We start from the raw sequence: 22,250 nt of genomic DNA on the forward strand, positions 1-22,250 counted from the left end.
CGAGCGGCCCCTCCAGCGCGCGGTCCGGGGGGAGCTCCGCTCCGTCCAGCGGCCCCGTGTCGATATCGGCCGCCCCGGGGGCGATCCCGATCGAGGGGGACCCGACGCACTACCTGAACCGCGAGCTCTCGTGGCTCGAGTTCAACGCGCGGGTGCTGTCGGAGGCCAGGTCCCACGAGGTGCCGCTGTTCGAGCGCCTCAAGTTCCTGAGCATCTTCTTCTCCAACCTCGACGAGTTCTTCATGGTGCGCGTCGCCGGCCTCCAGGCGCAGACGCAGCGCACGATCGCGGAGGTCCCGCCGGACGGCCTCACGCCCTACGAGCAGCTCGTCGCGATCAGCGCGCGGGTCCACGCGCTCGTCGATGACGCCTACCAGCTGTGGCACTCGGATCTGATCCCGGCGCTCCAGCGCGCCGGCATCGTGATCGTCCGGCCCGATGAGCTCGACGCGACCGAGCTCGGCGCGCTCGACGAGCGGTTCCGCACGGACATCTTCCCGATCCTCACGCCGATCGCGATCGACCCGGGGCACCCGTTCCCGCACCTGCGCAACAAGATGATCAACCTCGGGATCATGTTCTCCCGGGAGCATGAAGCGCAGGAGCCCGGCTTCGCGGTCATCCAGGTGCCGCCGGGGCTGAGCCGGCTGATGCGGGTCCGCGTGGAGGGCGCGACGCGCGCGTTCGTCCTGCTCGAGGACGTGATTGCCCGGCACGTGAAGGACTTCTTCCCCTCGGGCAGGCTGCGCGGCACGTACCCCTTCCGCGTCACCCGGAACTGGGACCTCGAGATCGACGAGGAGGAAGGCGAGGACCTGCTCGAGACGATCCAGGCCGAGCTCCGCCGGCGCGATCGCGGCAACGCCGTGCGCCTGGAGATCGGCTTCGGCGAGGGCGCCGGCACCTCGGTCCAGCGGCTCTGCCGCGCGCTCAAGGTCGACGCGTCGCACGCCGTCTACCGGGTGCCTGGGCCGCTCCACATCGCCGACCTCATGGGCATCGTCGCGGACGACGAGCGCCGCGAGTACCGGGACGAGCCGTTCGCGCCGCAGGTCCCGCCGCTCTTCCGGGACGTCGAGGACATCTTCGCCGTCATCCGGGAGCAGGACGTGCTCCTGCACCACCCCTACGAGTCGTTCGATCCGGTCGCGGAGTTCGTCTCCCGCGCCGCCGACGACCCGAACGTGCTCGCGATCAAGCAGACGCTCTACCGGACCGGCGGCGACTCGCCGATCCTGAAGGCGCTCGCGCGCGCGGCCGAGAGCGGCAAGCAGGTGACGGCCATCGTCGAGCTGAAGGCGCGGTTCGACGAGGCGAGCAACATCCAGTGGGCGAGGACGCTCGAGCAGAGCGGCGTGCAGGTGATCTACGGCCTGCTCGGGCTGAAGACGCACGCGAAGGCGCTGCTCGTGGTGCGGCGCGAGAAGGACAAGCTGCGTCGCTACGTGCACCTGTCGACGGGCAACTACAACCCGCAGACCGCGCGGCTCTACACCGACATCGGCCTGTTCACGGCGAACCGGGAGATCGGCGAGGACATGACGTCGCTCTTCAACCTGCTGACCGGCTACAGCGCGCCGCCCAAGTGGAACCGCCTCCTCGTGGCGCCGCTCGGCCTGCACGAGGCGGTGCTGGGCCTCATCGCGCGCGAGGAGGCCCACGCGCGGGCCGGGCGCAAGGCGGAGATCGTGGCGCAGATGAACGCGCTCGTGGACGTCGACGTCATCGACGCGCTCTACTCGGCGTCGCAGGCCGGGGTCGACATCAAGCTCGCCGTGCGCGGGATCTGCTGCCTCCGGCCGGGGATCCCGGGCCTGTCGGAGCGGATCCAGGTGCGCGCGATCATCGATCGTTTCCTCGAGCACAAGCGCCTGTTCCGCTTCGCGAACGGCGGCAGCGAGGAGATCTACATGTCGAGCGCCGACTGGATGCCGCGCAACTTCCATCGCCGCGTCGAGCTGATGATCCCGATCATCGAGCCCGCCACCCGCGCGCGCGTGGAGGACATGCTGAACACCGTGATGTCCGACACGGCGAAGACGTGGGAGCTCGCGAGCGACGGCAGCTACCACAAGCTCCAGCAGCCCGCCGGCGCCCCCCAGCTGCGGTCGCAGCAACGCTTCATCGAGCTCGCGCGCGAGCGGGTGAAGCTCAGCGATCCGCTGGCGCGCGGCGGCGGGCGCTTCCACATCCTCCGCATGCCCGCGGGCACGGACGACGGCGGGCCGCGCCACCGCAAGGGCGCCAAGAAGAAGAAGGGTCTGCCCTGAGCGACGACGCGCAGGAGCGGCAGAGGCCTCCCCGCGACCCCGCGCGCGGGGAGGGGAGGATCGGGCGAGGGGAGCCCTTCAGAACTGCGTCTGCAACGCGGCGGAGCCGGGGCCGAGAGAGAGCGTGGTCTGGGCCGACGCCTTGGGCGTCGCGTCGCTGACCGGCACCTTCTTCCCGCCGATGACCCAGAGCGGGATGCCCACGGCGATCATGATGCCGCCCGCCACCGAGACGAGCGCGCCGGCGAGCTGGCGGCTCCCGTCGGAGCGCGTCTCGCAGATGCCCGTGAAGCCCCCGAAATCGCAGTAGATCTCGTATCGGTTGCTCGCCGACGCGAGCAGGCCCGTCCCGGTGAAGAACGCGATCGTGCCGCCGGCGGTGAGCGCGATGCCGCCCAGCATGAGGCCCGGGCTCTTCCGGCGCAGGGGAACCGGGGGCGGAGCAGGCGGGATCTCCGCCGGGGTCACCGGGTAGCCCGGCGGGAGCGGAGCGTAGGCGCCGCCGTACGGAGCGTAGCCGCCCGGGGGACCAGGCGGCGGATAGCCCGGCGAGGCCCCTGGCGGAGCCCGCGGGGCCTCCTGCGGCGGCGCCGGGTAGGGGACCGCCGGGTACGGCGGCGCGGAGGCAGCGGGCGGCGCAGAGGCAGCGGGCGGCGCAGAGGCAGCGGGCGGCGCGGAGGCAGCGGGCGGCGCGGAGGCAGCAGGCGGCGCAGAGGCAGCCGGCGGAGCGGGTTGCGGCGCCGGTTGCGCGCCCGCCGTCGCCGCGGCGAGGAGGCCAGACAGCGCGACGCCGAGCGGCAGGGCGAGCGCCCGCGCGCGGGAGCGCAGCGACCGGCCCGGCGTTCGAGCGGCGTCGGGCGAAGCATTCAAGCGAAGCATCTCGGGCGTCCTTTCATCACGGCGGTTGCGATCACTCGTGTGGAAGCTCGGCAGGCTTTGGCGCCGGCTCCGGCGGAGGCGCCGCCTCCGCTGTCGGCGTCCCCGCTGCTGGCGTCGCCTCCGCTGTCGGTGTCGCCACGGGCGGGGCGGCGGCCGGCTTCGGTGCGCTGGTGCGCTTCTTCGGCGGGGCGGCTGCGGTTGCTCCGGTGGCTGCTCCTGCTGGAGAGGCGCTGGCAGCTGTCCCCTCCGGCGAGGCGCCGGCTGCAGCACGCTGCGGGGTTGCAGCGCGCGCCGTCTCTGCTGCGGGCGGTTCGGCGGTGACGATCGTCGGCGGCGACGAGTCGACGGGAGGTGGAGCCGGCAGCTCGTCGGTCGCCGCCGGCGCGGCGGGGGACGCGGTGGACGGCTCCGCGGCGTGTGTCTTTGCCGGAGCGGCTCTCGCGGGCTCCGGCGCGGCGCGCTCTGGGGCGCGGGGGGACTGCGCGGCGAACACGATCACCGCGGCGAGCGCCACGAGGCCCAGGAACACAAGGAGCGCGCGATCTCGCTTTGGCTTCGCCTGTGCGCTTCCGCCGCGCGCTCGCGCGGGCTGCGCCTCGACGACGCCTCTCCGATGGGATCGAGCGCCGGCGTCGCGCGCCCGCGCGGGCTCCGCGCTGCTCGGCGCAGCGGCGCCGCGTGTACGCGCGCCGCGCGGGTCGTCGCCGCTGCGGCTCGCCGTCGGATCGACGCGCGCTACCGAGGGGCCTCGCGCTGTCGCGCTGTCGCCCTGATCGCCGCGCGACGAGGGCCCCGTGTCCACGCCGGACGCAGGCCTCGACGCAGCGCTGCTCTGCGGCGCCTTGCGCCGGCTTTCTTTACGCTGGGCGCGTGAAAGCTTCTTCGCCACGCAGCGACCGTACCGAACAGCAGGCGGGCCGCCAAGGGCCCGCGGCGCGTGCCGGCGTCCGACTCGTGCGGCGCGCGCAGGCTCCCGCGCGTCCCGGGAGCCGCGGTCGCACGCCGAGCGCCCCGTCGAACGAGACGCGCACGGACGGCCCCCGCCGCGCGCCGCGACCCGCGAGCTCTTCGCGCGGGGCCGGGAGGCGAAAAACACGGCCTCCGCGGGCGCGACGCGACCGGCGCGCCCGACACGAACGGTGCCGCGCCTCGGCGAGCGCAACGGACGCGACCGACGCGACCGGCGTGAACAACGCCAGCGACGTGAACGGCGCCAGCGACATGAACGACGCGACCAACGCGGCGGGAGCGACACACGGGATCGACGCGAACGAACGGCTCGCTGGCGTATCCAACACGAACGGGTGTCGTCCCGCTTGACATGGGTCGCCTCCTGGGTATCCTGCGCGTCCCCATCCCTCAGGTGGAAATCCGCGTCACTATGCCGACCATCAGCCAGCTCATCCGCCAAGGCCGCGAGGCCGCTCGTTACAAGACGGCCTCTCCTGCGCTCAAGTCCTGCCCGCAGCGGCGAGGCGTGTGCGTACGTGTTTACACCACGACGCCGAAGAAGCCCAACTCTGCGCTCCGCAAGGTCTGCCGCGTCAGGCTGAGCAACCAGATGGAAGTGACGAGCTACATCCCGGGCGAAGGCCACAACCTGCAGGAGCACTCGGTCGTGCTCATCCGAGGCGGCCGTGTCAAGGACCTGCCGGGCGTGCGCTACCACGTCGTCCGCGGCACGCTCGACGCGTCCGGCGCTGCCGGGCCTAGCTCCACCAACAAAGCGACCCGCAACCGCAAGCGCTCGAAGTACGGCGTGAAGCGCCCGAAGGCGTGACGGCCTGACCGCGCGAAAGCCAGCAGAGGAACGAAGATGCCCCGTCGTCGCGAAGTCCCGAAGCGGAAGATCATTCCGGACCCGAAGTACAAGGACAAGCTCGTCGCCAAGTTCACGAACTCCCTGATGCAGTCGGGCAAGAAGGCGACTGCCGAGGGGATCCTCTACGGCGCGTTCGACATCGTGCGCGACCGGTTCAAGGAGGAGCCGATCGACGTCTTCCGCAAGGCGCTCGACAACGTGAAGCCGAAGCTCGAGGTGAAGAGCCGGCGCGTCGGCGGCGCGACCTACCAGGTCCCCGTCGAGGTCCGGCCCGAGCGTCGCGTCGCGCTGGCGATGCGTTGGCTCGTGACCTACTCGCGCGGCCGCGGCGAGAAGACGATGCGCGAGCGGCTCGCCGCCGAGCTCGTCGACGCGGCGCAGAACCGTGGCAACGCGGTCAAGAAGCGCGACGACACGCACAAGATGGCGGAGGCCAACAAGGCGTTCGCCCACTATCGCTGGTAGGTCAGCGAGGCCAGCGCAGATCCCGGATCTGCGCTGGTTCGTCATTTCAGGTCCCATCCCCAGGCGAGGAGACGCGTAGAGCGAGATGGCACGGCTGACATAAGGATCGGGTTACAGAGCCGGTCCTCTCGAGGGAGCGCGACAGCGCCCGCCCTCGCGGGACCTAGAAAAGCTGCTGCTGTACCCCGACACCCTCTCCAGGTTCAAGTGCTCGCCACAACAGAGGCGAGCCGGGCTGGAGAGGGTGTTTTGCATCCTGAGTCCGGAAACCTCACCCCACGCATCACACGACGGAGAAGGAAAAGTGGCACGCGAGTACAGCCTGGAACGGACGCGCAACATCGGGATCATGGCCCACATCGATGCGGGCAAGACCACGGTCACCGAGCGCATCCTTTATTACTCGGGTGTCAACTACAAGATCGGCGAGGTCCACGAGGGCGCAGCCACGATGGACTGGATGGTCCAGGAGCAGGAGCGCGGCATCACCATCACGTCCGCCGCGACGAACTGCTTCTGGGCGCCGGAGCAGGGCCCCGAGAAGGGCGTCTCTCACCGGATCAACATCATCGACACGCCCGGTCACGTCGACTTCACCATCGAGGTCGAGCGGAGCCTCCGCGTGCTCGACGGCGCGGTGGCGGTGTTCGACGGCGGCAACGGCGTCGAGCCGCAGAGCGAGACGGTGTGGCGGCAGGCGGACAAGTACGGCGTCCCGCGCATCGCGTTCATCAACAAGATGGACAAGGTCGGCGCCGACTTCGACATGTGCGTCGACTCCATCCGCGAGCGCCTCGGCGCGAACCCGGTGGCGATCCACTACCCGCTCGGCGCGGAGGACTCGTTCCGCGGCGTGATCGACCTCGTTACCCTCCGGGCCGCCGTGTTCGACGAGGAGACGAAGGGCCAGCGCTACGACTGGCAGGAGATCCCGGCCGACCTCCTGCCGCGGTGCAAGGAGCTCCGCGAGAAGCTCATCGAGGCGTGCGCCGACGCGAGCGACAAGGTGATGGAGAAGTTCATCGCCGGTGAGATCGACCAGATCGCCGAGCAGGAGATCCACGCGGCCATCCGCGCGGGCACCCTCGGCTTCAAGATCGTCCCGGTCCTGTGCGGCTCTGCGTTCAAGAACAAGGGCGTCCAGCTCCTGCTCGACAGCGTGGTGAACTACCTGCCGTCGCCGGTCGACATCCCGGCCGTCGAGGGGACGCTGCCCGACAAGAAGGAGAAGGTCGTCTCGCGCAAGGCGAGCGACGAAGAGCCGTTCGCGGCGCTGGCGTTCAAGGTCATGAACGACCAGTTCGGCAACCTCACCTTCTTCCGTGTCTACTCCGGCACGACGAAGAGCGGCGTCAGCGTGCTCAACTCGACGCGCGGCAAGCGGGAGCGCTTCGGGCGCATCCTCCGCATGCACGCGAACAAGCGCGAGGAGATCGACGTCTGCTACGCGGGCAACATCTACGCTGCCGTGGGGCTGCGCGACACCCGCACCGGGGACACTCTCTGCGAGGAGAAGAACCCGATCGTGCTGGAGCGGATGGAGTTCCCCGACCCCGTGATCTCGATCGCCATCGAGCCGAAGACCAAGGCCGATCTCGACAAGCTCGGGCTCAGCCTGCAGAAGCTCGCCTACGAGGACCCCTCGTTCCGCACCTTCACGAACGAGGACACGGGCCAGACGATCATCGCCGGGATGGGCGAGCTCCACCTCGAGATCATCGTCGACCGCCTGAAGCGCGAGTTCAAGGTCGACGCCAACGTCGGCAAGCCCGAGGTCGCCTACAAGGAGACCATCTCGAAGAAGGCGACCGACGTGGAGGGGCGCTTCGTCCGGCAGTCGGGCGGACACGGCCAGTTCGGTCACGTGAGGATCGACATCGAGCCGGCCGAGCGCGGCGCGGGCTTCGTGTTCGAGAACGACATCGTCGGCGGCATCATCCCGAAGGAGTTCATCCCCTCGATCGAGAAGGGCATCCGGGACGCGATGGGCCGCGGCGTGCTCGCGGGCTACCCCGTCGTCGACATCAAGGTGCGGCTCCACTTCGGCAGCTACCACGAGGTCGACTCCTCCGGGCCCGCGTTCGAGGTCGCCGCGTCGATGGCCTTCCAGGACGGCGCCAAGAAGGCGGGGCTCGTGCTCCTCGAGCCTATGATGGCCGTCGAGGTCGTGTCGCCCGAGAACTACCTCGGGGACGTCATCGGAGATCTCAACTCGCGGCGCGGCCGCATCCTCGATATGGGGCAACGCGCGAACACCCGGGTGATCCGCGCGGAGGTCCCGCTCGCCACCATGTTCGGTTACGCGACCGACGTCCGTTCCAAGACGCAAGGCCGCGCGACCCATTCGATGCAGTTTTCTCATTACGCACCGGTTCCAGCAGCGATCCAAGAAGAGATCGTCGCCAAGCAGCGAGGTTAAAGAGACGCCATGGCCAAGGAGAAATTCACTCGTACGAAGCCGCACGTGAACGTGGGCACCATCGGTCACATCGACCACGGCAAGACCACGCTCACGGCGGCGCTCGTCAAGGTGCAGTCGAAGCGCAACCTGGCGAAGGCGATCTCGTACGCCGACATCGCGAAGGGCGGGACGGTCCGTGACGAGACCAAGACGGTGACCATCGCGGCGGCGCACGTCGAGTACGAGTCGGCGAACCGCCACTACGCGCACGTCGACTGCCCCGGGCACGCCGACTACATCAAGAACATGATCACCGGCGCGGCGCAGATGGACGGGGCGATCCTCGTCGTGTCGTCGCTCGACAGCGTGATGCCGCAGACGCGCGAGCACGTGCTGCTCGCCCGCCAGGTCGGCCTGAACCACATCGTCGTGTTCCTCAACAAGTGCGACGCGGTGGACGACCCGGAGATGCTCGACCTGGTCGAGATGGAGGTCCGCGAGCTCCTGTCGAAGTACAAGTTCGACGGCGACAACGCGCCGGTGGTCCGTGGCGCGTCGCTGCCCGCGCTCCAGGGCGACCCGAAGTGGGAGGAGACGATCCAGCAGCTGCTCGGCGCGCTCGACAGCTACATCCCCGAGCCGGTGCGCGACATCGACAAGCCGTTCCTGATGGCGATCGAGGACGTGTTCTCGATCAAGGGCCGCGGCACGGTGGCCACGGGCCGCATCGAGCGCGGCGTGATCAAGGTCGGCGACGAGGTGCAGATCATCGGCTTCAAGGACACGAAGAAGTCGGTCGTGACCGGCGTCGAGATGTTCCGCAAGCTGCTCGATCAGGGGCAGGCGGGCGACAACGTCGGGTGTCTGCTCCGCGGCGTGGAGAAGGAAGAGATCGAGCGCGGCCAGGTGCTTGCGAAGCCCGGGTCGATCACGCCGCACACGAAGTTCACCGGTGAGGTGTACGTCCTCAAGAAGGAGGAGGGCGGGCGCCACACGCCGTTCTTCACCAACTACCGGCCCCAGTTCTACATCCGGACGACGGACGTGACCGGCACGGTGAACCTCCCCGAGGGGGTGAAGATGGTGATGCCGGGCGACAACATCACGATGACGATCGAGCTCATCGCCCCGGTCGCGCTGGAGGAGCAGATGCGCTTCGCCATCCGCGAGGGCGGCAAGACGGTGGGCGCCGGCGTCGTCACCAAGATCCTCGCGTAGGAAGATCACCATGCCTGATACAACCAAGATCCGGATTCGCCTCAAGGCCTTCGACCACCAGCTGCTCGACAAGTCGACGAGCGATATCGTCGAGACGGCGAAGCGGACCGGGGCGCACGTCGCGGGTCCCATCCCGCTGCCCACCGAGATCCGCCGTTACACGGTCCTGCGGGGGCCCCACGTCGACAAGAAGTCGCGCGAGCAGTTCGAGATCCGGACGCACAAGCGGCTTCTCGACATCATCGAGCCGACGCAGCAAACCCTCGACGCGCTGATGAAGCTCGACCTTTCGGCCGGCGTCGACGTCGAGATCAAGAGCTAGGAGTCCAGGTACCATGAAGGTTACCGTTTACAACCTCAAGCGGGAGCAGGTCGGCGAACTCGACCTCTCGGACGAGGTCTTCGGGACCGAGGTGAAGGAGCACCTCTTCTACGAGGTCGTGAAGGCGCAGCTCGCGTCCCGCCGCTCGGGCACCAAGGCCACCAAGGAGCGGAGCGCGGTCGCCGGCTCCACGAAGAAGCTCTATCGCCAGAAGGGCACCGGCCGCGCTCGCCAGGGCTCGATCCGCGCGCCGCACCACGCGGGCGGCGGCATGGCGCACGCGCTGGAGCCGAAGGACTGGTCCTACCGTCCGCCGCGCAAGGTGCGGATCGGCGCCCTGAAGAGCGCGCTCTCGCTCTTCGCGAAGGAGGGCCGGCTCATCGTGCTCGACAGCCTCGAGGTCTCCGAGATCAAGACCAAGGCGATCGCTGCCACGCTGACGACGCTGCAGGCGGATCGGAAGTCGCTGGTCGTCGACACGGCCGGCAATGACAAGCTGGTGAAGAGCCTCCGCAACCTGGAGAACCACCAGTACCTGCCGCCGGAAGGGGTCAACGTCTACGACCTCCTCAGGCACGACCACCTCATTGTCTCGAGGGACGCCGCCAAGGCGCTCGAGGCGCGTTGCCTTCGCTAGTCAGGGGAGTCCGACATGCAGCCCGAGCAGATCATCCGCCGGCCGATCATCCTCACGGAGAAGTCGAGCCGGCTCCGCGACCAAGGCAACAAGGTCATCTTTGAGGTCCGCCGCGAGGCGAACAAGATCCAGATCAAGGACGCCATCCAGACGCTCTTCAAGGTGGGCGTCGTGGACGTCAACACGCTGATCATGCGCGGCAAGGACAAGCGCATGGGGCGCGGCTACGCGAAGCTGCGCAATTGGAAGAAGGCGATCGTCACCCTCAAGGAGGGTGACGAGATCCAGTTCTTCGACGAGAAGGCGGAATAGCGATGGGAATCAGATCCTTCAAGCCGACCTCGCCGGCGCGGCGTTACTACTCGGTCAGCGACTTCAAGGAGATCACGAAGGTCGAGCCCGAGCGGTCGCTGCTGGAGCAGCAGACGTCCACCGGCGGCCGGAACAACAACGGCCGGATCACGTCGCGGTTCCGCGGCGGTGGTCACAAGCAGCGCTACCGGATCATCGATTTCCGGCGCGACAAGATCGGCGTCCCGGCGAAGGTCGCCACGATCGAGTACGACCCGAACCGGACGGCGCGCATCGCGCTCCTGCACTACGTGGACGGCGAGAAGCGCTACATCCTGGCGCCCGACGGCCTCGCGGTGGGGGCGACGCTGCTCGCGAGCCGGAACGCGGACATCAAGCCTGGCAACAGCCTGACGCTCCGCTACATCCCGCCCGGCACCTCGATCCACAACGTCGAGGTCAAGAAGGGCAAGGGCGGTCAGCTCGTGCGCTCCGCCGGCGTGGCTGCGCAGCTCATGGCGAAGGACGGCGACTACGCGCAGGTCCGTCTCCCGAGCGGTGAGATCCGCAAGGTGCACCTCGATTGCCGCGCCACGATCGGGCAGGTGTCGAACTCGGAGCACGCGAACATCAGCCTCGGCAAGGCGGGGCGTTCGCGCTGGCTCGGGCGCCGGCCGCACAACCGCGGTGTCACGATGAACCCCGTCGATCATCCGATGGGCGGTGGTGAGGGCCGGACGAGCGGCGGGCGCCATCCGTGCTCGCCGTGGGGTCAGCTCTCGAAGGGCCTCAAGACGCGGAACAACAAGCGCACCGACGGGATGATCGTCCGGCGGCGCGGGACCAAGGGTTAGTCATGCCGAGGAGCATCAAGAAAGGGCCCTTCATTGACGGTCACCTGCTGGAGAAGATCCAGGCGGCCCAGGCGACCAATGCCAAGAAGGTGATCAAGACGTGGTCGCGCCGCTCGACGATCCTGCCCGAGTCGGTCGGCCTGACCTTCGCCGTGCACAACGGGAGGAAGTTCGTTCCCGTGTTCGTGACGGAGAACATGGTCGGCCACAAGCTGGGTGAGTTCGCCCCGACGCGCACGTTCCACGGCCACTCCGGGGACAAGAAGGCCAAGGTCGCCAAGGGCGGCCCGGGCGGTCGCTGACCGCTCCGCGTCAACCGCGAGCGCATCCGACATGAAACGGGCGGGGTCGCAGCAGCGATCCCGCCCGTTTCTTTTCGCGCAGCCACAGCCTGAGCGCGGTCACCACGGGCGTCGCCGCGCGGGGCTCACCCGCACAGGAGACCGGTCCAGATCGGCGTTTTCGGCACGGAGGCGTACTCCCGTACGCCGAGTACCGAAAACGTCGAGATGGGCCCGTCTCCGCAGCGGGTGAGCCCCGCGCGTTAAAATGTGCCGCGTAGACCGGCGAAGCCGGGGCCGACGAGCAGCTGCGTCGAGGCCGTGGCGTTCTGCGAGCCGCCAGCGCCGCCTCCGGTGAAGCTGAGGATGAGCAGGGTCGTGCCCGTGACGAGCCCGAGCGCGCCGACCACGACGCCGATGTTCGCGACCGTCTTCTGGGTCTTGCCGGCGTCGACGTCGTCCTGGCGATCGGCGGGGCAGGGGCCCCTGCAGGTCTCGGCGAGATCGCTGTAGGTGCTGTTCGCCATCAGCCCGGCGACGGTGAACATCGCGAGCCCCGCAACACCCACGCCCCCAGCGGCGTAGGCGTAAGGCCGCAGGTACGCACGCGGCGACGGCGCCTCCGAGAAGGGCGGGCTCGGGCCCTCGTCGAGGAGCGCCGGAGAGCCGGAGCCGGCCTCGGTCGGGCCGCTCGGCTCGGCGTCGAGCGCGACGCTCTTCGCTTCGCCCGCCGAGAGATCGACGGTCTGCGGCGTCGAGGTGAGCTTGGTGCGCAGGACGATCTCGGTCTTGCCGGGCTTGACCGGGAACGGCTTGCCCCACCGCTCGCGCGGGACGTCCCTGCCGGCCACCGCGAGCGAGGTCGCCGCGTCCGGGTGCGCGACCGTGACCGTGACGAGGGCGATCTTGCGCGCGAGCTCGTCGCGCTCCAGCTGCGCGGTCTGCTCCGTCTGGGCATAACGCGGCTCTTCCTTCGCCCGGGACGCGGCCTCCGCCGCGACCTGATCGAACTCGAGGTACGCCTCGATGTGCTCGCCCAGATCCGCCAGGCAGCGCGCGATGTAGAGGCGGGAGTTCGGGCTCGGCACGGTGGCGTACGAGGCCCGGAACTGCTCCAGCGCAAGCGCGTAGCGCTTGCTCTCGTAGAGGGCGGCGCCCTTCTTGAAGTGGTTCTGCGCCTTCTCCACCGCGTCCGGCGCGGGCGTCGCCGCGGCGCCGTCCGCGCCGGCTGCGGGCCCGGGGAGCGTGCACAAGCACAGGCAAGATGCCGCACCGAAGAGCAGCGCACGGAGCCAGGGTCGAGATCGCACGGTGTTCAGATACCCGATGGGTTGTACTTCTTCTTGGGGGTGGGTTTGCCGGTCGTTGCCGGCTTGGGCGCAGGCTTCGCCGGGGTGGACGTCGTCCGGGGGCGCGTGGTCGACGGTGGGGGCGACGCCTGCGGCGCGGCGATGGGCTGCGCCGTCGCTGCCGCGGGCGCCTTGGCCGTCTGGGAAGGCGCCGGCTCCGCCGCGGGAGGCGTCGGCGAGGGCGCCGGCGCCGCCTCGGGAGGCGTCGCCGACGCCTCGGGAGCGGGCGGCGACGCCGGCTCCGCCGCCTGAGGCTCCGCCGGCGAAGCGGGCGCAGCCGGGACGGCCTCCGCCGGAGCCGCGGTGGCGGTGGTGTCGGCCGCCGCGGCCGCGGGCAACGCATCGACGCGCGCCTTGCCGATCTCCGGACGCGAGCGCTCGTCGCCGCCGCGTACGACCAGCGCGACGGCCCCGAGCGCCACGCAGAACATCGCCGCGCCAGCCACGATCAGCTGGAGCCGCTTGCGCCGCTCCGCGGTCTCGAACGATCGGTCGACCGCCGTGACCTCGCCGACGTCGTTGGCGAGGCTCCGCGAGCCGCGCCTCGCGAGGCGTTCGCTCAGCGCCGCGGCCCGGGACGCGGGCGGATCCGCCGGCGCGAGCACCTTCGTGGCGGGCACGCCGGCCGCCGGGAGGATCCGCTTGGCGGACGTGCCGAGCGGCTTTCCCTCGCGGGCGGCGGGCCGCGGGCTCACCGGCTCGGCCGGCTCGCCGGGCGCGACGTCGGCCTGCAGGGCGGGCGCGATGATGAGCCGCGGCGGCACGCCGGCAGGCTGCGCCGGCACGGCGATCTCTTCGAACGAGATCGGCTCCAGGCTGACCGGCGGCTCTTCGTCTTTCTCCGCGGTCGTTGATGCGGCCCCTGTGCTGGACGCCGGGACGGCGCCGGCTGGCGCCGCTGCCGCAGGGGGAGACCCCGCCGCGGCGGCGGGAGCGCCCTCGCGCGCGCCCGCGCCGACGTCGGCCAGCGCAGCGTGGCCCTCCAGAGAGGCCCCGGGCCGGCGCTCCGAGTTCACGGCCGCGCCTGCGTCGACGGCCGCGATCGCGTCGCGGAGCTCCTGCGCGCGCTTCGACTGGATCTCGCCGATCGCCTGCCGCACGAAGGCCGCCACGTCCTCGTCGGTCGTGGGCTCGCCGAGCGTCGACGCGACCTGATCGATGGCCCGCTGCATCTCCGCGCACGTCGAGAAGCGGCTCTCGGGGTCCTTCTCGAGCGCCTTGAGGATGATCCTGTCGAGCTCGGGGTGGATCGCTCCGTTCAGCTCGTGCGGGGGGAGCGGGTTCTTGATGGTGATGTTCTCGATGGTCGCGAGCTCGGTCTCGGCGCGGAAGGGGTGCAGCCCCGTCGTGAGCACGTACAGCAGCGCGCCGAGCGAGAAGATGTCGCTCCGGCGATCGATGGGGAGCCCGCCGAGCTGCTCCGGCGAGAGGTACGGCGTCTTCCCCTTGACGATGCCGCCAGCGCGCGTGACGTGCAGGCGCCCCTTCGACTTCGCCACGCCGAAGTCGACGATCTTCACGAACCCGGCGGTCGAGATGAGCACGTTCGCCGGCGAGATGTCCCGGTGGACGAGGTCGAGCAGCACGCCGCTGTCGTCGCGGAGCTCGTGCGCGTTGTGGAGCCCCGCGCAGATCTGCGAGGCGATGCGGAGCACGATCCGCTGCGGGATGCCGCCGAGCCGCTTCGCGGCCTTCTGCAGCGTGCCGGCCGTCTCGCCGTCGACCCACTCCATCACGATGTAGAGGACGTCGTCCTCCTCGCCGAGGTCGAGGATCTCGACCACGTTGGGGTGCCGGATCCGCGCCGCGACCCGCGCCTCGTCGAGGAACATCGACTCGAAGTCGGGGTCGTCGGAGACGTCGGGCAGCATCGTCTTGATGGCGACGATCTTCCTGAAGCCGCGGGTGCCCTGGAGGCGCGCGGCCCAGACGGCCGCCATGCCGCCCTTGGCGACCGGCATGAGGATCTCGTAGCGGCCGAGGGTGCTCCCCGGGCCCAGCTGGTCCACGGCCGACGCCGCGCGACCCCAGAGCTTGTTCGGGCCCTGCATCCCGGTCGGCGTGGCGACCGTCTTGCTGGAGGTCGATGCCGGACCGTTGCCGCGCGCGCCCTCCTGCGTCGCAGGCGCCCCGCCCGGAGGCGCGGCCGCCGCCGGCGGGGGCGGCGGGGTCTTCGCTGCGACGGGGATGGCAGGCGCGGTGGCCAACGCGGGCGCAACGGGGGGCAGCGGCTGAGAGGGCTCAGGCGACGCGGCCTGCGCGGGCGCCGCCGGCGGGAGGGGCGCCGACGGTGTCACCGGCGCGCGGCTCGTGACCGTCGCCAGCGGCGGCGCGGGCGTGGCGGCCGCGCGTGGCGCCGGCGTCACGGCGGGCACCACGGGCGTGCGGCGCGTGGCGGCGGCCGGGGGAGGCACAGGTACCCGAGGCGTCGGAGGGCTCGGCGTGAACGCCGGCACGACGGCGGCGGGCGCTGCAGCGGCGACCTTGCCGTGGGGCTCGGGCTGCGCCGGCGACGCCGCGCGAGCCGGCGGCGGCGGGCGAGGTGGCCTCGGGGACGGGCCTCCCGGGGCCGGCGTCGGCGGCTTCGGCGCCGTCCCTTCGGCCGGCGTCGGCGTCGCCCGCGCCGCCACGAGGGGGTCGCCCAGATCGCCGGGGCGCGGCGCGGCCGGCCGCGCGGGCGGCTGCTCCTTCGCCGTGGCCGCCCCCGTCGCTGCGGCGCGCTCGGTGCTCGCCCCGGCGGCGGCGCGGTCCTCCGTCCCCTGGCCCGACAGCTCGATCCGCGGAAGGGTCTGTGCGGGACGCCGCGGCCCGGGCAGGTCGCGGGCGGGGACCTCGTCCGCCGAGCCCCACCCGGTGTCGATGCTGGCGTGCGCCGCATCGGTGCCCGCAGGTCCCGCGCCGTTCGACGCGCCTGCGCCGGCCGCTGGCTTGGCCGCCAGGCCGTTCTTCGGCGCGGCGGCGTCCTTCGTCGCCGTCGCGCCGCTCGTCGGGCGAACCTGGCTCGCGGCGATCGCGCCGCCCGTGGCCACCGGCGGCGCGCCAGGCGTCGCGGCGCGCGCGCGCGGCGACGGCGCGGTGATCGCCTGACGCGGGCTGTCGCCGCGGGGGGAGAGCGCGCCGTCGGCCGTGGGGATCGCCACGCCCACCAGCGTCATCCCCCGCGCGCGCGGCGGCGGCCGCGACTCGTCCGCGCCAGCGGGGCTCGCCATGGCCGCCGCGATCATCGTCCTGCGCGGCTCGATCGTCTTGCCGGCCAGCCTGCTCACCGCCGCGGCCACGTCCTCATCCCCGGCGATCCGCCCTGCTCCCGCGGCCTCCAGCGCCGCGAGCATCGCCGAGGCGCTCTCGAAGCGGCGCGCCGGATCGCGCTCGAGCGCCGTCTGGACGACATCGACGACCTCGGCCGGGACGGCGCCCCCGGCGAGCTGGGGGATCGGCGCCGACTGCACCTTCTGGATGACCGCGGCCTCCAGCTTCGACGAGAACAGCCGCTGCCGCGCGAGCAGCTCCCAGAGGATCACGCCGACCGAGAACAGATCCGCGCGCGGATCGAGCGGGGCTTCCGCGTGCGCTGCCATCGCCTTGACCCGCTCGGGCGCGGCGTAGGCCAGCCGATCGGGGTTCCTCGTCCCCATGGGCGCGAGCCCGGCGATGGCGCGCGCGACGCCGAGCCCGCCGACCCGGGTGACGCCGTCGATGCCGACGGAGACGTGGGTCGGGTTCAGCTCGCCGTGAACGAGCGGCGCCGGCTGCGCCGTGTGCGCGGACGCGAGCGCGCGCAGCACGTCGATCGCGATCCGGAGGGACACCGGCGGCGGCAGCCCCTCGGCGCCGGCCAAAGGCACGAGCGCGCCCAGCGGCTCGCCCTCCACGTACTCCGAGACGATGAAGACCTCGCCGTCGGCGATGCGGGCGTCGAGCACCGAGAGCACGTTGGGGAAGCGGACCTGCTGCGCCATCCCGGCTTCGCGGAGGATGCTGTCGGCGGTCTCGGCCCTCTTCGTGAGGTGCCGGTAGATGCGCAGGATCGTGACAGGCGGCGCGCTCTTCGCCTCGCCCTCGTCGGAGGACGCCCGCGCGAGCCACGTGGAGCCGATGCCACCGCCGGAGAGCTCTCTCAGCAGCTCATAGTTGCCGAGTCGGGAAGCAGAGCCCGCACCGGGCGGCCTGTCGAGAGCCATGGGATTCGCATGCTAACAGGACGTCAGAAGCTGGATCCAGCGTTCACGGCCGACGACTCGGCGAGTTTGGGCGTGTCCGGAGCGCCCTGTCAGGTGGGCCTCGCAGGGGATCCAAGCGGGCGCTGGACGGTCGGTCCAGCGCCGCGCGTGCGGCGAAATGCCACGCGCTCGCGAGATCTCGCCGGCGTGTGGGCGCTGCGCGCGCGAGCGGGCATACGCCCGCGACGAGCCGCAGTCCGCGCGGCGAGGGCGCTCCGTGAAGGCGCGCCACCGCTGCGCGATCATGTCCGGCGCGAGGGGCGCGGGCCCCTCTGTTCACACACAGGTGCCCGGGTGTGGGGAGCTCGGTGTGGGGCGCGGGCTGGGCGAGCTCAGGGGCGTGACACGCTGGACACGCGGAGCGCGACGGGGTGAACGGTCAGCGTCACGAACCTGGTTCGGCGCTCGTGGCTCGAGAAGGCGCTCGCGGCGACCGGGATCCCGTGCCGGAGCGCCACGGCGACGTGGGGGCCCGGATCGACCCGGATTGCCCGCGACGGCTGCGCCACCTCGCCGTCGAGCAGCAGGGTCACGCCGTCGGTCGCGCCGGCGAGGTTCAGCACGATCCTCGGCATCCGTCCCTCGAGGTCATCGAGGCGGGCGGCGATCTCGGCGAGCACCGCCGGCGACGCCTTCCGCGCGTTCGCGTCCGCGTCCGCGTCCGCGCCTGCGCCTGCGATCGCGCGCGCGTTGTGGTACGTCCGCTCGGCCGTGCGCAGCCGGCCGAGCCGTTCGTGACAGAGTCCGATGTGGTACGTCACGTTCGCCGTCGGCCGCCGGCGGGCGATCGCCTCGAACCTGTCCAGCGCGTCGGCCCAGCGCCCCGCGATCTCGAGCGTCAGCCCCTGCGCGAACTGGAGCCTCAGCGCGCGTGTCGCGCTGTCGTCCTGCGCATGCAGCCAGGAGGGCGAGAGCAGCGCCCAGCAAACGAGCCCGAGCGCAGCGGCGCGCCGCCAGCGGCGTCGGCGAGGAGCGGTGATCGGTGCGGCGCTGGTCATCAGAACCCGGGGCTCGTGATGCGGGGTCGAGATGGCCCGCGCGGCGCTTGCCAGCGCGGGGGCTTGTCCTCGTAGGCCGACGAGACGTCGTCGCTGCCTGGGTCCCTCGAGGCGCGCTCGGGCGAGCCCGGCGCGCCGCCGCGGCTCGCCGCGTTCCGTGGCGGCGCGTCGCCGCGCGTCGCCTCGGGGGCGCTGGCGCTGCGCCGCCAGGCGGCGCCGCTGTCGGCGAAGGCCGTGGCGAGCACGGGGCGGAGGCTCTCGCGCGCCGCGCTCTCGGGCCCCGCGTCCGCCTGCTCCCGCAGCGCGGCCGAGCCGAGCGCCGCCGCGAGCGCCGCGGCGCCCGCGAGCCGGATCGCCAGGATCGTCCTCGCGCGGCGCGCCGCGCCCTGCGGGGCGGCGGCGCCCTGCGTGCGCCCGATCGTCGTCGCCTCCCGCCATCGAGGCGCCCGTGGCACCCGGGTCCAGAGCCGCTCGAGGGCGCGAACGGCGAGCCTCGGGGGCGCGGCGAGCGCGCCGCGGGCTCGCGTCACCTCCCCGGCCCGCGAGCCAGAGGCCGGCGGCGAGAGGATCACGATCGGCGCGTGCGCGCTCGCGCCGAGATCGTCGAGCGCGGCCTGGAGATCCGCGCGCAGCGAGGCCGCGTCCGGGTAGCGCCGCGCCGGGTCCTTCTCGAGGCACCGGCCGACGATCTTCCGGAGGCGCGGCGGGATCGAGCTCGGCAGCGGCGCAGGCTCGGTCTCGAGGATGCGCCGGAGGACCGCGTGGTGGTTGCCTCCCGTGAACGGCTGCGCGCCGCTGAGCGCCTCGTAGAGCATGACGCCGACCGCCCAGAGATCCGCGCGAGCGTCGATGGTGCGCTTGCCGAGCGCCTGCTCCGGGCTCATGTACGACGGCGTCCCGAGCAGCTGTCCGTCGATGGTGATGGCGTCGCCCGCGCCCGTGAGCTGGCTGATGCCGAAGTCGACGATCTTCGGCACGATCCCCTCGCCGGGGACGGTCGCCATCATGATGTTCTCCGGCTTGATGTCGCGGTGAACGACGCCCTCGGCGTGGGCGGCCGAGAGCCCGCAGCACACCTCGATGAGGACGGGCACCACCTCCTCGGGCGGCAGCGGCCGGTTCGGCTGGAGGCGATCAGCGAACGGCGAGCCCCGCAGGAGCTCCAGGGCCAGGAACAGGTACCCCTCGTCCTGGAGCTCGCCGGCGTCGACGACGCCGACGATGTTCCGGTGCTGGAACTTGCCGATGATCTTCGCCTCCCGGATGAAGCGCCCGACGACCTGCTCGTCCCGGAGCGCCGGGGACAGCTTGAGCGCCACGTCCCGGCCGATGAGCTCATGGCGCGCCCACCACACGCTCGACATCCCGCCCGCGCCGATCTGCCGGATCAGCCGGAAGCGACCTCCTGCAACGTCCCCGGCATGAAGCATGTGCCCCCTTCGCCCATCGCGCGTGAGAAGCCTTCACGCCGATCGAGCGACGACAGCGGAAAGCACGAGCAAGGCCACCGGGCCGGCCGCCCGCCGTCGGCGTCGAACCGACCCCGGAGGCGGCGACGCTCGTCAGGGGCGATAGCGTTCCAGGATGTCGTTCGAGAGCTTCACGCCGAGCTCCTGGTAGCCGCGGAAGGTCAGGTGGACGCCGTCGCGCGACGCGCGCGGCGGGCGCTCGCGGTACCAGGCCTCGATCGAGCCCCTCCCGCCCATCGCCTGGTACGTGTCCCAGAACGCGCAGCCGCCCTCCCGCGCGGCGTCGCGCAGGACGTCTCGGACGACGGGCGTGCGCTCCGGCGCGTCCCTCCGGTCCGTGGGCGCGAGCACCAGGCAGTCGGCGTCGGGCTCGACCCTGCGGATGCGGGCGAGCAGCTCGGCGAGCTGCTTCGCGTAGAGGGATGGAGCCGTGGTGACGTCGCCCGCCTCGTTCGTGCCGTACTCGATCACGACGAGCTCCGGCGAGCGCCGCGCGAGCTCGGCGGCCCAGGCGAGCTCGCTCCACCGGAGCGGCGTCCCCAGGCGGGCGCCGTTGATGCCGAGCGTGTCGAGCACCACCCCGGCCCCGGCCTCCGGATCGCGCTCGACGACCAGCCCGCAGAGCTCGGCCCCGCCCGACGGCGCGACGCCGAGCTTCACCGCGCCCACGCTCGCCAGCCGCGTGTGCTGCAGCGCGCCGGGCGCCTCGCCCGCGGCCGCGCGGAGCACCTCGCTCGGGCCGCCCTCGATCGTCACCGCGACCTCGTCGGTCGGAGCGCTCGGGCGGAAGCACACGTCCCAGAGCAGCCGCGCGGAAGGCGCCGCCGAGGTGAGCGAGATCTCCGCGCGCACCGGGGCCGTCTGCGCGCCGAAGAGGATGCCCCCGAGCCCGAAGACGCCGTCGTCGGCCGGCGTGGAGCCGCCCGGAGATTTCGGGCGGGTCCGCCACTTGCCGTCGGCCGTGAGCCGCGCGCCGTTGTGGCGGTAGGCGGCGTAGCCGAGGTGCACGAAGCCGAGCCCGCCGTCGCCGAAGCGCCGCTGCAGCGCGGCGCGGACCGCGCCGCTCCAGAAGTCCGCCGCGGCGTGCGAGTCGCCGAGCCAGGCGATGCGCACGTGATCCCGGCGGCGACCCTGCTCGATCGCGCGGAGCGCCGCGAAGAAGTGGGCGTAAGCCCCGTCCTCGGGGCGCAGCAGATCCAGCTCTGGCGGGCGCGCCGGCCCGGCCTCCGCGGGGCTCGGCGCGGCTGTCTCCGGGGCGGGGGCCTCTGCGGGGCGCGGCGGGGGCGAAGGCGCGGGCGGCGCGGATCCCACCTCGGGCGCGGGCGGCGCGACGTGCTCGCGCGTCGCGCTGCAGCCGAGTGCCCCGGCCACGAGCAGCGCCGCGAGCAGCGCCGCGAGCTGCGCCGCGAGGGCGCGCCGCGACGCGGCGGAGAGGGGCCGCGCCGGCGCTCGCCGCCGCGGGGCGCGGCAGGACGCCGCGCGGCGCTCCGGGATCTCCGCGCGGGCTGCGGGGCGGGCTGCGCCCCTCACGACAGCGGATCCTCGATGTCCGGCTCGGCGTCCGCGCTGACCTCGATCTCCTGGCGCTCGCGCCGCTCGCGGACGCGCTCCTGGACGGCGCCGACGAGCACGTCGACGTACGACTCGAAGGGCGGGCACGCGATCCCCGCGGCCGTGAGCACGAGATCCGCGTTCCGGGCGTCGTAGCGGACCGGGGTCATCAGCTGCTCGACGAACGCGCGCGGGCTGCGGACGAAGCGCTCGATCCCGGGCGTGCGGAGCAGCGCCTTGGCGAGGTTCGACGGGATGTGACCGCGCGCGGCGCGGCGGCCGCTCGCCCGCGCGATGAGATCGAAGACCCGCCGCGCCGACAGCGGGTGCGGATCGGTGACGTGGAGCGTGCGACCCGGCGCGAGGCGGCTCAGGCCGATCGCGTGCGTCGCGCGCACGACGTGATCGATCGGGACGATGTTGAGCGGCACGTCGCCGCGGCCGGGCATCGGGATCGCCATGTCGGCCGGCGCTGCCATGATGAGCAGCACCAGGAGGTACAGGCCGTCGAGCCGGTCGATCTCCCCGGTCGTCGCGTCGCCCACCACCGTGGTCGGCCGGACGACCGCCGCCGGCACGTGGCGCATCGCCCGCCGCACGAGCACCTCCGCGCGCATCCGCGTCTCCTCCACGGGGTTGCGGAACGCCTGGCCGGCCTCGAGATCGTCCTCGTACACCATCCCCGTCCGGTCCCCCGCGACGAACGCGGTCGATTGATGGACGAGGCACTGGAGCGAGGTGCAGGCGCGGGCGAGCTCGATCACCTCGGCCGTCCCGACGACGTTCACGGCGTGGGCGGTGCGAGGGTCGGCCCCGGCGTGGCCCACGTGCGCGAGGTGATGGATCCGGTCGACCTCGCGGGCCAGCTGCCGGAACTCGGCGCCCGACAGCCCGAGATCCATCGCCGCGACGTCCCCCTCGAGCAGCACGAGGCGCTCGCGGTCCGCCGCCGGGAGCGCGTCCCGCTCCGCGCTGGCCTGCGCCGACGACTTCGCGATCACGACGGCAACCACGAGCGTGCGCGGCTCCGACGCGAGGATGTGCTGCAGCATCTTCCGCGCGATGAACTTGGGGAAGCCGGTGATGAGCACCACGCTGTCGTAGCCGGGGCGAGGCATCGGCTTGAGCTTACCGCAGCGGTGCGCCTGCTCCGCAGCTTTCCGCTGAGGCCGCCTCGGACCAGCGCAGGGGTGACGTGGGCAGCTGCCACGGCGCGCGCGGCG

General features: G+C 72.0%; 18 protein-coding genes. 11 read left to right on the forward strand and 7 right to left on the reverse strand.

The features are described 5' to 3' along the window. The first annotated feature begins 56 nt into the window (after positions 1-56). A complete protein-coding gene (gene ppk1 / locus WMF45_RS04725; protein ID WP_437715772.1) occupies positions 57-2,270 on the forward strand; it encodes a polyphosphate kinase 1 in 2,214 nt (737 codons plus the stop codon). A 78-nt stretch (positions 2,271-2,348) separates the two neighbouring features. Here the strand turns inward: ppk1 and WMF45_RS04730 are convergent, their stop codons facing one another. Further along, positions 2,349-3,149 carry a hypothetical protein gene (locus WMF45_RS04730; RefSeq protein ID WP_437715773.1) on the reverse strand — a complete coding sequence of 267 codons (801 nt, stop codon included), beginning with the start codon at positions 3,147-3,149 and terminating at the stop codon, positions 2,349-2,351. Positions 3,150-4,334: 1,185 nt separating this feature from the next. Between WMF45_RS04730 and WMF45_RS04735 the strand changes: the two genes are divergently transcribed. From WMF45_RS04735 to rpsS, 10 genes are all read left to right on the forward strand, one after another. Next, positions 4,335-4,469: a hypothetical protein gene (locus tag WMF45_RS04735; RefSeq protein WP_437715774.1), complete on the forward strand. Its 135-nt coding sequence runs from the start codon at positions 4,335-4,337 to the stop codon at positions 4,467-4,469. 61 nt (positions 4,470-4,530) lie between these two features. Beyond that, positions 4,531-4,929, forward strand: a complete 399-nt coding sequence (gene rpsL, locus WMF45_RS04740) for a 30S ribosomal protein S12 (protein WP_012233473.1) — start codon at positions 4,531-4,533, stop codon at positions 4,927-4,929. A gap of 36 nt (positions 4,930-4,965) precedes the next feature. Next, on the forward strand, positions 4,966-5,436 hold the full coding sequence (gene rpsG / locus WMF45_RS04745; RefSeq protein ID WP_012233474.1) for a 30S ribosomal protein S7: 471 nt from the start codon (positions 4,966-4,968) through the stop codon (positions 5,434-5,436). Between the two features lie 304 nt (positions 5,437-5,740). After that, the gene (gene fusA / locus WMF45_RS04750; protein WP_437715775.1) at positions 5,741-7,855 is read left to right on the forward strand and encodes an elongation factor G; all 2,115 of its coding nucleotides are present in this window, start codon (positions 5,741-5,743) and stop codon (positions 7,853-7,855) included. A gap of 9 nt (positions 7,856-7,864) precedes the next feature. Then, entirely contained in the window at positions 7,865-9,055 is a 1,191-nt protein-coding gene (gene tuf / locus WMF45_RS04755; RefSeq protein ID WP_437715776.1) for an elongation factor Tu, read from the forward strand. A gap of 10 nt (positions 9,056-9,065) precedes the next feature. Then, entirely contained in the window at positions 9,066-9,377 is a 312-nt protein-coding gene (rpsJ, locus tag WMF45_RS04760; RefSeq protein WP_272100105.1) for a 30S ribosomal protein S10, read from the forward strand. Between the two features lie 13 nt (positions 9,378-9,390). Next, positions 9,391-10,014 carry a 50S ribosomal protein L4 gene (gene rplD, locus WMF45_RS04765; RefSeq protein ID WP_012233477.1) on the forward strand — a complete coding sequence of 208 codons (624 nt, stop codon included), beginning with the start codon at positions 9,391-9,393 and terminating at the stop codon, positions 10,012-10,014. Between the two features lie 15 nt (positions 10,015-10,029). Then, a complete protein-coding gene (locus WMF45_RS04770) occupies positions 10,030-10,326 on the forward strand; it encodes a 50S ribosomal protein L23 (protein WP_012233478.1) in 297 nt (98 codons plus the stop codon). A 2-nt stretch (positions 10,327-10,328) separates the two neighbouring features. After that, positions 10,329-11,159 (forward strand): 50S ribosomal protein L2, encoded by an 831-nt coding sequence (gene rplB, locus WMF45_RS04775; RefSeq protein ID WP_437715777.1) that lies wholly within the window; start codon positions 10,329-10,331, stop codon positions 11,157-11,159. A gap of 2 nt (positions 11,160-11,161) precedes the next feature. Then, the gene (gene rpsS / locus WMF45_RS04780) at positions 11,162-11,461 is read left to right on the forward strand and encodes a 30S ribosomal protein S19 (RefSeq protein ID WP_012233480.1); all 300 of its coding nucleotides are present in this window, start codon (positions 11,162-11,164) and stop codon (positions 11,459-11,461) included. Positions 11,462-11,703: 242 nt separating this feature from the next. Here the strand turns inward: rpsS and WMF45_RS04785 are convergent, their stop codons facing one another. The 6 genes from WMF45_RS04785 to WMF45_RS04810 all read right to left on the reverse strand — a co-directional run bounded on the left by WMF45_RS04785 (position 11,704) and on the right by WMF45_RS04810 (position 22,145). After that, positions 11,704-12,750: a tetratricopeptide repeat protein gene (locus WMF45_RS04785; RefSeq protein ID WP_437715778.1), complete on the reverse strand. Its 1,047-nt coding sequence runs from the start codon at positions 12,748-12,750 to the stop codon at positions 11,704-11,706. Positions 12,751-12,755: 5 nt separating this feature from the next. After that, on the reverse strand, positions 12,756-16,970 hold the full coding sequence (locus tag WMF45_RS04790) for a protein kinase domain-containing protein (protein WP_437715779.1): 4,215 nt from the start codon (positions 16,968-16,970) through the stop codon (positions 12,756-12,758). Between the two features lie 371 nt (positions 16,971-17,341). Continuing rightward, positions 17,342-18,007 (reverse strand): tetratricopeptide repeat protein, encoded by a 666-nt coding sequence (locus tag WMF45_RS04795; protein WP_437715780.1) that lies wholly within the window; start codon positions 18,005-18,007, stop codon positions 17,342-17,344. Beyond that, positions 18,007-19,437 carry a serine/threonine-protein kinase gene (locus WMF45_RS04800; protein WP_437715781.1) on the reverse strand — a complete coding sequence of 477 codons (1,431 nt, stop codon included), beginning with the start codon at positions 19,435-19,437 and terminating at the stop codon, positions 18,007-18,009. The genes WMF45_RS04795 and WMF45_RS04800 overlap by 1 nt, the downstream gene beginning before the upstream one ends. A 132-nt stretch (positions 19,438-19,569) precedes the next feature. Then, the gene (locus tag WMF45_RS04805) at positions 19,570-21,006 is read right to left on the reverse strand and encodes a GDSL-type esterase/lipase family protein (RefSeq protein ID WP_437715782.1); all 1,437 of its coding nucleotides are present in this window, start codon (positions 21,004-21,006) and stop codon (positions 19,570-19,572) included. After that, entirely contained in the window at positions 21,003-22,145 is a 1,143-nt protein-coding gene (locus WMF45_RS04810) for an SDR family oxidoreductase (RefSeq protein WP_437715783.1), read from the reverse strand. The genes WMF45_RS04805 and WMF45_RS04810 overlap by 4 nt, the downstream gene beginning before the upstream one ends. Positions 22,146-22,250: the final 105 nt, after the last annotated feature.

The sequence above is a fragment of the Sorangium sp. So ce448 genome (genome assembly GCF_051520915.1).
GTDB classification, from domain to species: domain Bacteria; phylum Myxococcota_A; class Polyangia; order Polyangiales; family Polyangiaceae; genus Sorangium; species Sorangium cellulosum_B.

What these genes read in the sequence shown, in the direction of transcription:
- rpsL (WP_012233473.1), top strand. Translation starts at nt 4,531, where the DNA reads ATGCCGACCATCAGCCAGCTCATCCGCCAAGGCCGCGAGGCCGCTCGT.
- WMF45_RS04790 (WP_437715779.1), bottom strand. Translation starts at nt 16,970, where the DNA reads ATGGCTCTCGACAGGCCGCCCGGTGCGGGCTCTGCTTCCCGACTCGGC.
- tuf (WP_437715776.1), top strand. Translation starts at nt 7,865, where the DNA reads ATGGCCAAGGAGAAATTCACTCGTACGAAGCCGCACGTGAACGTGGGC.
- WMF45_RS04770 (WP_012233478.1), top strand. Translation starts at nt 10,030, where the DNA reads ATGCAGCCCGAGCAGATCATCCGCCGGCCGATCATCCTCACGGAGAAG.
- rplB (WP_437715777.1), top strand. Translation starts at nt 10,329, where the DNA reads ATGGGAATCAGATCCTTCAAGCCGACCTCGCCGGCGCGGCGTTACTAC.
- WMF45_RS04800 (WP_437715781.1), bottom strand. Translation starts at nt 19,437, where the DNA reads ATGCTTCATGCCGGGGACGTTGCAGGAGGTCGCTTCCGGCTGATCCGG.
- rplD (WP_012233477.1), top strand. Translation starts at nt 9,391, where the DNA reads ATGAAGGTTACCGTTTACAACCTCAAGCGGGAGCAGGTCGGCGAACTC.
- WMF45_RS04730 (WP_437715773.1), bottom strand. Translation starts at nt 3,149, where the DNA reads ATGCTTCGCTTGAATGCTTCGCCCGACGCCGCTCGAACGCCGGGCCGG.
- rpsG (WP_012233474.1), top strand. Translation starts at nt 4,966, where the DNA reads ATGCCCCGTCGTCGCGAAGTCCCGAAGCGGAAGATCATTCCGGACCCG.
- WMF45_RS04810 (WP_437715783.1), bottom strand. Translation starts at nt 22,145, where the DNA reads ATGCCTCGCCCCGGCTACGACAGCGTGGTGCTCATCACCGGCTTCCCC.
- WMF45_RS04795 (WP_437715780.1), bottom strand. Translation starts at nt 18,007, where the DNA reads ATGACCAGCGCCGCACCGATCACCGCTCCTCGCCGACGCCGCTGGCGG.
- rpsJ (WP_272100105.1), top strand. Translation starts at nt 9,066, where the DNA reads ATGCCTGATACAACCAAGATCCGGATTCGCCTCAAGGCCTTCGACCAC.
- rpsS (WP_012233480.1), top strand. Translation starts at nt 11,162, where the DNA reads ATGCCGAGGAGCATCAAGAAAGGGCCCTTCATTGACGGTCACCTGCTG.